Below are 12,674 nucleotides of genomic sequence, written 5' to 3'. Positions count from 1 at the left end.
CCGATATGTCCCAATTAGGAAGGTTTTTTATGATCTTGGTCGTGTTATTCAGTTTGGTGGGTTGCTGGAACCGAGTCGAACTGAATGAACTGTGGGTAACTGCAGCTACAGGAGTAGATATGATGGACGACGGACAGTGGATGGTGTCCTATCAGATTATTGTTCCCTCCGCCCTTGCAAGTGGTACCGGTGGAGGAACAGGAGGGGCTTCCCAACCGGCATCCCATGTATTCTCTGTAAAGTCTAAAACCTATAACCAGGCGTTATCATACAGCAATTTAAAAACATCAAGACGAATTTACGTAGCACATAATCGTGTTGTATTTATCGGTAGGAGAGCGGCTGAGAAAGGAATGGACCGTTTAATCGATTTTTATCTTCGTAATACGGAAGCGAGGGAAATGGTAAATATGATTGTAACGGACGGACTAGCATCCGATCTATTAAAGAAATTATTGCCGCCTGAAAAACTTCAAGGCGCCGCTATGGCTGAATTGGTCGACAAAGAGAGCGATATTTTATCGTTGTTTCCGAAAGTTAGGGTTTATGATTTCGTATTAAGCATGAACTCGGATTCCAAATCTATTGGAGTACCAGTCGCCGAGTTGATTGGAGAAAGAGAATACCAGGACGAGAAGGAAGCAGAGAGTCTGGATGTTTTCAAAAAAACCTCAACCCCGCTCAAGCTGGCACTGACTAAATTGGCGGTGTTCCAAAAAGGGAAGCTCAAAGGGTTTCTCAACAAGAAAGAGAGTCTGGGAGTATCTTATCTGTCTCAAAAGGTTAACAACACTGAAGTTTCGTTTCCATGCGGTGAACAATCTAATAGGGAAATGTACTCTTCCCTGCTAGTAAACTCTGCTGATGTAAAGCTTACACCCAGAAAAACGAATTCTCATTACACTATGCAGGTTGGAGTGAAAATTAACGGGACTTTAAATGAAACTACATGCACTAAGGATATTTCCAAGACGAAGACAATACATGATCTGGAAGAACAAATAGCAAAAGAAGTGACCAGTACGATAAATGAAGGCTGGGCTAAACTTCAGGAACTTGGGGTAGATGCAACTGGTTTCGCTGACCGGATTCACCGGAGTTTCCCAAAAAAGTGGAAGATAGTGGAAAAAGACTGGGATCAGGAATTCAAGAGGATAGAACTGGACATTCGAGTGGATGCACGGATTAAGCGTCCTGGACTCCTACAAAAGCGTATCGGAAGTCAAACCTAAACCAATTTGTATGAAGGGACTCAAAAAATATGAGGGAAACCGTCACCAGGGTATCCGGGTTAGCTATCGCCTTTTCCTTGTTTCAGGTTGGCAGTACAACATTATTCCTATTGGGGGCTAAAGCCAAGCAGGATGCATGGCTAGCCATGCTGACCGGTGCACTTGCAGGCTTCGTCCTGCTAATCATGTATTTATACATGCATAAGCTCGACCCACACCGGGATTTGTATGAACTCCTATGCCATTATTGGGGAAAATGGGTTGGTAGTCTGGGTGGTCTTCTGTTCATCAGTTACTTTGCTTATGAAGCTTCCAGGAGTGTCAGGGACATTGGTGAGCTCGGCGCATTGACATTACTGAACAGAACTCCTACCGAAGTTATTACGTTTATAGCGTTAATTGTCTGTGCCGATGTAGTGTGGTTTGGACCGAGGGTCTGGTTCCTTCTATGTCATATCTTCCTTCTTCTATTGGTTTTTGGTTATGGCATTTTATTATTGCTTACTCCTTTTACAGGACTCATTCACTTTGAATTTTTGTTTCCTGTATTGGAGAATGGTCTAACTCCCGTAGTGAAGGCTGCCATTCCCGAGATCGTGTCTTTTCCCTTCGGGCAGACGGTACTTTTTCTTGTGCTGTTCAAGATTGTTACGGACAAACGTAAATTACAGCGATCGATCGTCATTGTTTACTGGATCACTGCTGTGTTCCTTATCGTTATGAATGAACTATCAGTCCTGGTTCTAGGTCCAGAATGGGCGGCATCAAGCACCTATCCCTTGTTTGAGGTTACTCAACTAATTCAGCTTCCGAAGATTGTTGAGAGAGCTGATGTCCTGTTTACGATGATTCTATTTATTGGAATCGGAGTCAAAACGGCGGGGTTTATGTTTGGTGCCGTCATAGGGCTTCAAACGATAACCCCCTTTAGATATAAGCCTGCGTTACTGTTGCTAAGCATCATCATATATGCTCTTACGTTTCTCTCCCCTAGGTTAACCGAATTTTTGTGGTTCGGTCTTCATGTAGCCTTGGTTCGAGTCTGGCCGATTTTTCAGATTGCACTGCCTGTCCTCCTTTTGCTGACCATGCTAATTCGGAAGAAGAAGAGAAGCGCTTATAGTTAGTACCTATTTTTTCTTTTGGTTAATAAGCAGGTAAATAACCATATTATTGAAGCGCACCCCTTCGACTATTTATCCGATCTTTATGGTTACTTTGTCTTAACCTGCCAATTCAATTAATCATAACAGACAGCTTATTTTGTATACATTATTTGTAATGCAGCATTGCTTTTAATTACACATTAATTCATCACTTCTGAGAATCATAAATTTGTACAAGGGGTACTGTACAATACACTGTCCTTAGATTGTTCAACAAAAATCCCCGCCGACCAGTTCAGGTTAGCGGGGATTTGCTTTGCTTACGTTTAAGCTCCTACAATGGTAACCTGAGGCTGTATACTATGGTGGTAAAAGGCTTGATCTGGAACAGTTATAATAAACAACAAAAAGCTAGCCGCGATAATCAGCAGTACCGTTTCTTTCAACATTAGTCATCCGCACCTTTTCAATAAGATTTTAAAAAACAGCTTTGGTTTCAGAACTGTATGATTCCGAAAATGCGAAAATAGCCCCACCTTTACTAGACTAAAGGTTAGAAAAATGGTAGAAGATTGTCCAAAATCACAAAAAAAGCGCGACCTCCAAAAAGCTTGGAAGCCGCGCTGTGCTTGAGTTTTATAGAATGCTGGTGAAGGGAATTGAACCCCCGACCTACGCATTACGAGTGCGTTGCTCTACCCCTGAGCTACACCAGCAGGTCAGTGTGACTGACAACAAAAACTATTATACTCTTAGTTACATAAAAATCAATCACTTACATCAACTTTATCAACTAGGATTTGGATTTAATTCTGTAACATTCCCTGCCGTGGCTCCGGATAGTTTATCTGCAACGGATCTGAGCTTTTGACGACTGGATGAAGGCTTATCACGGCGATCATCAATTTTGACCGAGGTGGAAACACGCTTGGCTCCTGCCAGGAATGGCGCTTCGTGCAGCGCAGCAATAGCGGTGAACACATCATCCAACGAACCCTCAATAATCGTACTCATGGAGGTAAGCTCATAGGTAATTCCTTTTTGCGTCTTCAACACTTTTTGCATTTGAGCAACATAGTCGCTCAGGCTCGTACTCCCCGTTCCAATCGGGATCACTGTCACTTCTGCAATAGCCATCACCAAGTTCCTCCTTTAATTTAAAAAAATCTTCTTTTTTTAAGATTCTAAAACCCAGTCCATAAAGCAACCTTGTTTTGCAAGAAAAGTTCCATATGTATACTGCTTGTTTCCGTAGGAAACCTCTATATTATTTATTGTACCGTTCACTCCGTCTCAATTCAAATACAGCCCGTTACTTCTCTGCATATTTTGATTTTCCAGTCCTTTTCCTTTACGTATGGCTTCGAATGTTGCTATAATACTCCTTGCACTTATTTGAAATTTTAAGTTTATATACACAATATGTTGGGTTAAATATTCATAACACCTCTAAATATAGTGATGTAGCCGATAAATCCTACGGGAACCATCTTTTCCCCCTTCATTGGCAGGCGCATCGCTATTTCTATGTTATTGGATTACATACAGCCCCAAAATGCTGTCTGACCATCGCTTTTTTCATCATTTTCTTTTCTCAGATCATTTTCATGCCTATTCCCTAAGTATGAATTCCAAATCAAGAAAGCGAGGAATTAATCCTATGCCACAACTCGTAACCAAACCAAACAATCGCCAGTTGGCTTTTGATGAAATACGTATATCCGTATATGCTGACCGTGTGCTCAGCGGGCTGAACAAGCTGGATAAAGATCGACTTATTCGCGGTGTAACCAGTAAGCTGCGCCGGGATGAAGTCACGGGGGATGAAATTAGCAATGCATTTGCAATGGCTGCCCTTGAACTGGTTAGCAAGGAAGAACCGGACTGGAAATTTGCCGCTGCGCGTGCTTTGCTCACTTCTTTATATAAAAAAGCAGCTACTCACCGCCGTTACAAATCGTATGCAGACGAGCCTTACGGCGCCTTTTATCCACTGATCACCGATTTAGTTCAAAAAGGAATCTACCGTCAAGAGCTGCTTGACTGCTACACCAAGGAGCAGATTGATGAACTCGGCGATTCCATATTGCCGCAGAATGACCTGCTATTCGACTATATCGGACTGTTGACGCTGTCTGAGCGCTATTTGGCCAATGATTTTGACGGACGCGTGATGGAACTTCCGCAAGAACGCTACATGATTATCGCAATGTACCTGATGCATCAAGAGCCTGCCGACAAGCGTATGGAGCTGGTGAAGGAAGCATACTGGGCGATGAGCAACATGTACATGACAGCAGCTACACCTACCATGTCTAATGCCGGAAAAAAGGTGGCGGGACAGCTTTCCAGCTGCTTTATCGACACCGTAGACGACTCATTGGAAGGTATTTTCGATTCCAATACCGACGTAGCCCGTCTTAGCAAAATGGGTGGCGGCATCGGCGTATACCTCGGTAAAGTACGGGCACGCGGCTCCGATATCCGCGGACATAAAAATACAAGCTCTGGTGTTATTCCTTGGATTCGCCAGTTGAACAATACAGCGGTTAGCGTAGACCAACTGGGTACACGCAAAGGGGCAATTGCCGTTTATCTGGATGTATTCCACAAAGACATTCTGGCATTCCTGGACCTAAAGCTGAACAACGGTGACGAGCGGATGCGTGCGCATGACGTATTCCACGGCGTATGTCTGCCCGATCTGTTCATGGAGCGGGTCGAAGCACGGGGCGAATGGAATCTGTTCTGTCCGCATGAAGTGAAGAAGGTCATGGGCTGGAAAGATGACAAGGGTCGTCCACTGGGACTGGAAGATTTTTATGATGAAGCCTTCGGTTCAGGCTCCTTCCGCGAGAAGTATGAGGAGGCGTCACAGCATCCGATCCTTTCTCGTATTACAGTGCCTGCCATTGACATCATGAAGCGTCTGATGAAATCACAGTTGGAAACAGGTACGCCGTACATGTTCTACCGCGATACGGTAAACCGGGCTAACCCGAACCGTGCCCATGGTATGGTGTATTCCTCCAACCTGTGTACGGAAATTATGCAAAATCAATCTGCAACGGTAGTAGAAAAAGAAGAACTGGTCACCAAGGACGGACAAACACGCATTGTTATTTCCAAAATTCCTGGCGACTTTGTGGTGTGCAACCTGAACTCCATTCATCTAGCTCGTGCTGTTCCGGCAGGTGTGCTGGATCGTCTCGTACCGATTCAGGTACGTATGCTGGATAATGTTATTGATATCAACAACATTGAGGTGCTGCAAGCACAATACACGAACAGCCAATATCGTGCAGTCGGCTTGGGTACATTTGGGCTGCATCATCTGCTCGCACTTGAGGGTATCCGCTGGGAGTCCGATGAAGCGGTAACCTATAACGATCATTTGTATGAAAAAATTAACTACCTGGCTGTAAAATCCAGCATGGAGCTGGCGAAAGAAAAAGGCCGTTATGCCAAATTCGAGGGTTCCGACTGGGCGACCGGACATTATTTCACTTCCCGTGGCTATACAGACGGTACACGTGAAGGCAAATTCGTCACTACGTCCGAGTGGAGTGAGCTTGCGGAAGAAGTCCAACAAAACGGTGTCCGTAACGCATGGCTGTTCGCCATCGCGCCTAATGGTTCCACGTCCATCATTGCAGGCTCTACCGCTAGCATTGATCCACTGTATGAGTTGCTTTCCTATGAAGAGAAAACAACCTACAAGATCGCAAACCCTGCACCAGACTTAAATGAAAAAACCATCTGGTACTACAAGACAGCTTTCTTGCTGGATCAACATGCTTCGATCAACATGGCTTCTGCACGTCAGCGTCATATTGACCAAGGTCAAAGCTTTAACCTGTATGTGCGCCCAGATATCAAAGCTACCGAATTTTTAGAGCTGCACATCCATGCTTGGAAATCAGGTATGAAGTCGACCTATTATGTACGCAGCCGCGCACTGACGATTGAAGAATGCGAAAGCTGCGCATCCTAAACTAAAGGAGAGAGCCTCTCATGCAGTTACAAAAGATTTTTAACACAGAAGCGCCTAACCGCTCTACCCGTATTATTGAAGGCGAAAACTCCGGTATTTTGAACTGGAATGATATTCGGATGCCGCATATGTACAAACTATATAAAGTACTGCTGCTGAACCACTGGATTCCGGATGAAATTCCGATGTCCAAAGATGCGTCCCAGTTCCCTATGCTGGATGCCGAAGAACAGCGCACCTTCAAAATTAATATCGGCCTGCTGGCCGTGCTGGACTCCATGCAGACCATGTTTGTCGGAGATGTAAAACGATATTTTACCGATTCATCGCTGGAAGCCATTTCGGCCATTATCGGACAACAGGAAGTCGTGCATAACCAGTCCTACTCTTACGTGCTATCTTCCCTGGTATCGGAACAGGAGCAGAAAGAAATTTTTGAATACTGGAAAAACGATCCTGTTCTGCTGGAGCGCAACACATTCATCTCGGCGATCTACCAGGAGTTCCGCGATGAGCAGAATCCCCAAACCTTCTTCCAAGCGATGGTAGCGGATTTGATTCTGGAAGGTATTTTCTTTTACAGTACGTTTGCTTTCTTTTACAATTTGGCCCGTGACCAAAAAATGATGGCTACCAGCCAGATGATCTCGTATATTCAGCGCGATGAAAATCAGCATTGCTACTTCTTTGCCGAAGTGTTCAAGCAGCTTTTGGCTGATTTCCCTGAGTTGAACACGAAAGAGAACATGGACTACGTTTATCGTATGATCAACCGCGCTGTGGAGCTGGAAACGAATTGGGCGCATTACACGCTCAAGGAGGTTCGTGGCATTGACTTGAACGAGCTGAGCGATTATATCAAATACATGGCAAACATGCGCCTGAGACTTCTGGGTATGGACAAAGCCTATGAAGGTGTAGATGTAAATAGTATGCCTTGGATCAAGCCATTTTCGGATGAAGCCCTGAATGCAACAAAAACGGACTTTTTTGAAGCAAAATCACGCAATTATGGCAAAGTCGGAGATGACAACGGATTTGACGATTTGTAAGTCATACGCTACAAGCCTTAACTCGGTTATTACTGAGTTAAGGCTTTTTTCTATGGGATGAAATTTGCACAAATGCGCAGAATTTTCATGAAACATATGAATTACTATTCATATTCCCCTACTTGAACACGATATTATATGAAGGTGAAATAATATAGTAAGGAGCATATTATGAAAAGCAAAGTCAAAAAAAGAATGGGATTACAATCCAAACTCTACTTCATGTTGCTCATTCCTTTAGTTGTGATTGGCGTCATGATTCTGTGGACGACCAAACTGTCTATTCAGAATGCTTCTCTATCAACCATGCAACTCAACAATGAAGCGCTGGCAGTGAATACGGCCAAGCTATTGGACAAATCAGCCGTCAAAAGCTTAAATACGAATCCATCCGAGCAGAGCAGCGAGTATAAAGAACTTCGGAACGAGTTAAATACGCTTAGGCTGCAAAGCGGAGTCCTGTATATGTATATGTACAACCGTGTTGGCGATGAGTGGAAGCTCACGGTGGACGGAGCTGCTTGGGACGACAAAGACTACAGTCCTTTGGGAAGTCCTGTTAGCTTCACCCGTAAAGAAACGGCAGATAGATTGAAACAAGGGGAGACGGTCACTACAGATATCACAACGGACCCTGATTGGGGAACGATGTTTTCTTCCTTTACACCCATTAAGGATACAGATGGAACCATCATAGGCTATCTGGGAATTGACAGATCCCTTGCCTCTGTAACTGAAGTATACGAGAAAACCCTGCCTGAGGCCTACCGGCTAGTTATCCCTGTGGTCTCCATCATTCTGATCATTTCCATTGCGGCAATGGTGCTGGTAACCCGTCGAATACTGCGTCAGGTGCGATTCATTAAAAATACACTGGAGCAAGTAGCCGACGGCAATCTTACGGTTACATCGCAGCAAGTTACGTATGATCAGCTAGGTGAAATCAGCGGCTTGACGAACCGAATGGTGGAAGCCATGTCCAATATGATTGTGGACATTCAAAGCAGTTCAAGTACACTTCAGCAAGCATCAGAGAATATCGTCGTGACAACAGAAGGAACACTCCACCAGACTGAGGAACTGTCCCGCACACTCCAGCAAATTGCTGATGTATCTACAAACCAAGCGGATCAAACGTTAGAATCGGTTCAGCAATCTGACCGCTTAGGGCAAACGCTGGATGAAGTCGGAAGCCATGTGCACCAGTTTACGGATACGGCGCGCCATCTCAATGAGGTCCGTAATCAGGTAGCCAGTGAACATGAACAGCTATTGGAGAAGGGACGAGAAAGCGCCCTGCGAATCAAGCAAATGCAGCGTATGTCACACGCGCTAACCGAAAAATCCCGCGAAGCAGCTAACATCGGGCAGCAGGTACAGGGCATCGTAAAGCAGACGCAGATTTTATCCTTTAATGCCTCGATTGAGGCCTCGCGTGCAGGTGAAGCTGGTAAAGGTTTTTCTGTCGTAGCTCATGAGATGGGACAACTTGCCCAACAATCTGCCATGTCCATTCGTGAAATCGACCAAATCCTAAGCAGCTTTGTCGAGCAAATTGAGCAAATGGGCGATCAATTTGATCAAAATATAAACACTGTCAATGAACAAGAAAAACAAATTGCATTATGTTTACAGTCTGTTGACAAAGTCACCCAGGTTTCAGAGGAAGTTCAGGAACTGGCTGCACATCTGGCCCAATTGACGACAGAAATGCACGAGGTACGTCACAGCGTAGATCAACATCTGAATCACACAGCCAGCGCGGCGCAGCAAACTGCCGGAATGACGGAAGATGTATCCGCAAGCGCACAGAAGCAGGCTTTAGCGGTAAAAGAACTATCCGCAGTAGCCCGTAATCTGACTACACTATCAAACAATCTACAGCGTCATGCTGATCAGTTCCGGGTAAAGAGTTCAGACCAATAATGATTTCGGTGAACTGTGACCCGTAAGATGGACACTTGATCTAAAGTGTCCATCTTACGGGTCATTTTCCAAACGAAAGGGAGTACATTCAAAAGGAGCATTCGCTAACATAGCGAATGCTCCTTTTGAGGTTAGAAAGCCGGGCTGAGTACACCTTTATCCAGATAGATGCATACATATATAACCTAGAAGGTCTATTAAAGGTACTTAAGAGTTGTGCCGTTATTCTCACGATGGGGGAGCCGCGGCTGTTTTCATCGGTTTCATATAAGAAGGATAGCCTCCCGTATGCTGGAGCATTTCAATTTCACGCAAAATACGCGGCAAGTCAGCGACCGAGTTCATCACGATGTGGGCCCCTGCCCTTTTCAAGCCATATATACTCTGTCTGCGTCGTTCCTCAGATACTCTGTCGTCCGTTTCACAGCTTGTAGTGTGATCCGGGGTCAAAGCACTCTCGTTATGGTTCAACACACCAATCGTCCAAACGCCGGCATTCCGTCCTTCTTGCATATCGGCTGCTGTGTCTCCTACCTTCACAATATCGCTAAGCGGGAATACCTGCAGGCGATGTGCAATTTCATAGATCATCCACGGATAAGGCCTCCCCTGCGAAACTTCACAAGGGGCTACCATACAATCCAGTGTATAGGGTGACTGTGCAGGCGTGAATACGTGACTCAGCATCTCCATCGGGCAAGATGCAGTAGCTCCTGACTGAATGCGGCGATCTTGAAGCTCCTGCAGCGCCCTATCTATACCGGTAGCAGTCTCAGCCCCTTGGATCAAAGAGCGAAGAACAGGGACAAGCTCAAGATAAATATGCTCAATATCCATTCTGCCAGGATGCGCACCAAAGCACTCTAACCATTTTCTACGAACCTCTGAAAGTCCGAGCACATTCGCAATATGATCCCGGATGGGCAGTCCCCGTCCATGAGATACCTGCTCTTCAGTCACCTGTATGCCCTTCCATCTGAAGATGTCGCACATTCCCTGGATTAAGCCCCGTCCTCCGGGGTCTAACAATGTACTTTCAAGATTAAAAATAACCGCCTGTATCATGCAATCCCCGCCTTTCCGTACCGCGGCTATCCGCAATCTTTATTTCGCTTAGGAACATGATACACAGCTAACGTAAACTCAAATGTCTCAAACGGTAAGCGGATTGTAATTGAAAATAAATTCCTTGAATGGTTTTGATTTACCGATTGAAATGAGGAGGGAGTCGCAATATGAGACAGCCTTGGAATGAGTTTAATTCCAAAATGCCTTGGCGGATGGAGCTTGGTTGTTATGCCCTGAATAAGCTAGCCTGTGGAGGATTGGTTTTTGGTCTCTTATGGGTCTACTGCTATCTGACAGAGGAAATCACGGGATTGCCTGTGAGTATAGCAGGCAATAGCGGTGAACTGACCGCGCAGTTGTGGGCCTATGGCTTTGCCCTTCCGGCTGCTCTTGCCGCTGATGCGCTACGTGATCTTTTACCCTGGCTTCGCAAGCCTGAGCAGTTCACGCTATACCTTGCCGTAGGGTTCAGTGTCTTTCTTCTGCTAGGATCTCTGATGTCGCCTGCTGGAACAGGTATATCATGGAGCAACGGCATAGCAGGTGCAGGGATTACACTACTCTATTATGGGGGAAGGCACTGGCTGAACCGTGAATATGGAATACAGATCATGCTGGCCTTCCTCCTGCCACTGCTGCTATGGGTTATAGGGCTTCAATAATATCGCCGGCTACTACTGAAGCGGGATGCTGGCGATGATGCGCGGCCGTTTCCCCAGCCACGCCATGCAGATACACGCCAAAGGCTGCTGCCTGCGAAGCGTTCAAGCCTTGGGCCAACAACCCTGCGATGATGCCTGTCAGCACATCGCCGGCACCGCCTGTCGCCATGCCGGCATGGCCTGTGGTATTGACGTAGGCGTTTCCGTCGGGACACGCGATGACCGTGCGTGCTCCCTTGAGCACCAGCGTGACTCCGCGTGTCCGGGCGTATTCCCGGGCATGGCTGATTCGGTCACGCTGCACCTCTGCTGTCGGTATGCCCAGCAGACGAGCCATTTCACCGGGGTGCGGCGTTAACACGACCGCCGCATCTCTCGACTTCCAGGCATCCAGCTCCGCCGAGGCCAGGATGTTTAAGGCGTCCGCATCGAGCACGAGCGGACCGCTGTATTCCTCCCACAGGCGGCGCAGCCAGCCAGTGTCCCCTGCGAAGCGGCCGAGGCCGGGCCCGACGGCCAGCACATCGCGCGCCTGCGCGAGCTGTAGCAGCTCGGCTGCGGAGTCGGCGTTCCATTCGCCGTCTCCGCCTGTTGCTGCGGCAGCGAGCATCAGCTCCGGCGCGGCGCCAATGACACGCGGAAGCAGTGCCTCAGGCACCGCCCACGTCACAAGGCCGCTGCCGATGCGCAAGGCGGCGCGTGCAGCCAGTAGGCCTGCACCGCTCATGCGCAGGCTTCCGGCCGCGACCAGAACGTGGCCATAGGTGCCCTTGTGCCCGTCCGGCACACGACTACGGCTGACATCCACGTCCAGCGCGTCGCGTAGCGTAGCGCTGGTCAGGAGCTGCAACTGTACGCCGCGCTCACGGGCAAGGCCGGGCGGAATACCGATGTAGCGTACCACCACATCACCAGCGTTTCCGGCGCCCGGATATTGGGCGAGCCCACACTTCAAGTAGGCGAGGCATACGGTGAGACGCGCATGAATGCACGGCTCGTGCAGTGCACCTGTGTCGGCGTCGAGGCCGCTAGGCACGTCTACCGACACGATTGGCGCGCCGCTGGCATTGGCCTCGCGGATTAGCGAGGCATAGGGTTCACGCGGTGGACCTTGCGTGCCCGTGCCCAGCAGGGCATCGACGATGCCGGAGGCACCGTGCAGTTCGAGGTTATCCCGACCATAGAGGATAACCGGGATATCCAGCGCCGCGATGATGTCGCGCTGGGCAGCCGCTTCACCGCGTAGCGTTTCAGGCGGCTCGGCATACACAACGGTGACGCGCAGACCTGCATCGGTCAGATGGCGGGCTGCCACCAGTCCGTCACCACCGTTGTTGCCTTTACCAACGAGGATATACCAGTGTGCTCGTTCACATACATCATATCGCCCTCGGCTCGATGAATCCGTCCGTATAACACTGCCATGTTCCGGTACATCCCCCGCTCCTGTGTGTGTAACCTCATTTATGCCACCGCTTTTTCCACGTCTCTCAGCACAAAGTTTCAGTACCTCGTCAGCTACTGCTCGCCCGGCATTTTCCATCAAGGTCAGGGTCGGGATCCCCAGCTTATCAATCGTGTACCGATCCAGTTGCCGCATTTGTTCGGCGGTCACCATATACATGCTTATTCGC

At 47.6% G+C, this 12,674-nt stretch carries 10 protein-coding genes and 1 tRNA gene; 6 read left to right on the top strand and 5 right to left on the bottom strand.

The features are described 5' to 3' along the window. The first annotated feature begins 5 nt into the window (after positions 1–5). Together EGM68_RS02975 and EGM68_RS02970 are read left to right on the top strand one after the other, a co-directional pair. Positions 6–1,232 carry a Ger(x)C family spore germination protein gene (locus tag EGM68_RS02975; protein WP_129548614.1) on the top strand — a complete coding sequence of 409 codons (1,227 nt, stop codon included), beginning with the start codon at positions 6–8 and terminating at the stop codon, positions 1,230–1,232. 29 nt (positions 1,233–1,261) lie between these two features. Next, on the top strand, positions 1,262–2,359 hold the full coding sequence (locus EGM68_RS02970) for a GerAB/ArcD/ProY family transporter (protein WP_058830613.1): 1,098 nt from the start codon (positions 1,262–1,264) through the stop codon (positions 2,357–2,359). A gap of 305 nt (positions 2,360–2,664) precedes the next feature. Here EGM68_RS02970 and EGM68_RS26350 read toward each other — a convergent pair whose 3' ends face one another. From EGM68_RS26350 to EGM68_RS02960, 3 genes are all read right to left on the bottom strand, one after another. Then, positions 2,665–2,787: a hypothetical protein gene (locus tag EGM68_RS26350; RefSeq protein WP_276311692.1), complete on the bottom strand. Its 123-nt coding sequence runs from the start codon at positions 2,785–2,787 to the stop codon at positions 2,665–2,667. A 195-nt stretch (positions 2,788–2,982) separates the two neighbouring features. After that, positions 2,983–3,054: transfer RNA gene (locus EGM68_RS02965), tRNA-Thr, on the bottom strand. 73 nt (positions 3,055–3,127) lie between these two features. Next, on the bottom strand, positions 3,128–3,475 hold the full coding sequence (locus EGM68_RS02960; protein ID WP_013369137.1) for an MTH1187 family thiamine-binding protein: 348 nt from the start codon (positions 3,473–3,475) through the stop codon (positions 3,128–3,130). A gap of 523 nt (positions 3,476–3,998) precedes the next feature. On the opposite strand from EGM68_RS02960, the gene EGM68_RS02955 reads away from it, so the two are divergent. The 3 genes from EGM68_RS02955 to EGM68_RS02945 all read left to right on the top strand — a co-directional run bounded on the left by EGM68_RS02955 (position 3,999) and on the right by EGM68_RS02945 (position 9,310). Beyond that, on the top strand, positions 3,999–6,332 hold the full coding sequence (locus tag EGM68_RS02955; RefSeq protein ID WP_064964256.1) for a ribonucleoside-diphosphate reductase subunit alpha: 2,334 nt from the start codon (positions 3,999–4,001) through the stop codon (positions 6,330–6,332). Positions 6,333–6,352: 20 nt separating this feature from the next. Further along, entirely contained in the window at positions 6,353–7,384 is a 1,032-nt protein-coding gene (locus EGM68_RS02950; protein WP_025676245.1) for a ribonucleotide-diphosphate reductase subunit beta, read from the top strand. A gap of 171 nt (positions 7,385–7,555) precedes the next feature. Then, on the top strand, positions 7,556–9,310 hold the full coding sequence (locus EGM68_RS02945; protein ID WP_129548613.1) for a methyl-accepting chemotaxis protein: 1,755 nt from the start codon (positions 7,556–7,558) through the stop codon (positions 9,308–9,310). Between the two features lie 228 nt (positions 9,311–9,538). Here EGM68_RS02945 and EGM68_RS02940 read toward each other — a convergent pair whose 3' ends face one another. Beyond that, the gene (locus EGM68_RS02940) at positions 9,539–10,375 is read right to left on the bottom strand and encodes an HAD hydrolase-like protein (RefSeq protein WP_013369133.1); all 837 of its coding nucleotides are present in this window, start codon (positions 10,373–10,375) and stop codon (positions 9,539–9,541) included. A 170-nt stretch (positions 10,376–10,545) separates the two neighbouring features. Between EGM68_RS02940 and EGM68_RS02935 the strand changes: the two genes are divergently transcribed. After that, complete coding sequence (locus tag EGM68_RS02935; protein ID WP_025676247.1) at positions 10,546–11,040, top strand: hypothetical protein; 495 nt, start codon at positions 10,546–10,548, stop codon at positions 11,038–11,040. Here EGM68_RS02935 and EGM68_RS02930 read toward each other — a convergent pair. Further along, on the bottom strand, positions 11,024–12,664 hold the full coding sequence (locus EGM68_RS02930; protein ID WP_129548612.1) for an NAD(P)H-hydrate dehydratase: 1,641 nt from the start codon (positions 12,662–12,664) through the stop codon (positions 11,024–11,026). The two genes, EGM68_RS02935 and EGM68_RS02930, sit on opposite strands and share 17 nt — an antisense overlap. Between the last annotated feature and the right edge of the window lie 10 nt (positions 12,665–12,674).

Origin of the sequence: Paenibacillus sp. M-152 (assembly GCF_003856555.1) — a bacterium.
GTDB classification, from domain to species: Bacteria; Bacillota; Bacilli; order Paenibacillales; family Paenibacillaceae; genus Paenibacillus; species Paenibacillus polymyxa_C.
This window is presented reverse-complemented; position numbering and strand designations above follow the sequence as displayed.

What these genes read in the sequence shown, in the direction of transcription:
- EGM68_RS02975 (WP_129548614.1), top strand. Translation starts at nt 6, where the DNA reads ATGTCCCAATTAGGAAGGTTTTTTATGATCTTGGTCGTGTTATTCAGT.
- EGM68_RS02970 (WP_058830613.1), top strand. Translation starts at nt 1,262, where the DNA reads ATGAGGGAAACCGTCACCAGGGTATCCGGGTTAGCTATCGCCTTTTCC.
- EGM68_RS26350 (WP_276311692.1), bottom strand. Translation starts at nt 2,787, where the DNA reads ATGTTGAAAGAAACGGTACTGCTGATTATCGCGGCTAGCTTTTTGTTG.
- EGM68_RS02960 (WP_013369137.1), bottom strand. Translation starts at nt 3,475, where the DNA reads ATGGCTATTGCAGAAGTGACAGTGATCCCGATTGGAACGGGGAGTACG.
- EGM68_RS02955 (WP_064964256.1), top strand. Translation starts at nt 3,999, where the DNA reads ATGCCACAACTCGTAACCAAACCAAACAATCGCCAGTTGGCTTTTGAT.
- EGM68_RS02950 (WP_025676245.1), top strand. Translation starts at nt 6,353, where the DNA reads ATGCAGTTACAAAAGATTTTTAACACAGAAGCGCCTAACCGCTCTACC.
- EGM68_RS02945 (WP_129548613.1), top strand. Translation starts at nt 7,556, where the DNA reads ATGAAAAGCAAAGTCAAAAAAAGAATGGGATTACAATCCAAACTCTAC.
- EGM68_RS02940 (WP_013369133.1), bottom strand. Translation starts at nt 10,375, where the DNA reads ATGATACAGGCGGTTATTTTTAATCTTGAAAGTACATTGTTAGACCCC.
- EGM68_RS02935 (WP_025676247.1), top strand. Translation starts at nt 10,546, where the DNA reads ATGAGACAGCCTTGGAATGAGTTTAATTCCAAAATGCCTTGGCGGATG.
- EGM68_RS02930 (WP_129548612.1), bottom strand. Translation starts at nt 12,664, where the DNA reads ATGTATATGGTGACCGCCGAACAAATGCGGCAACTGGATCGGTACACG.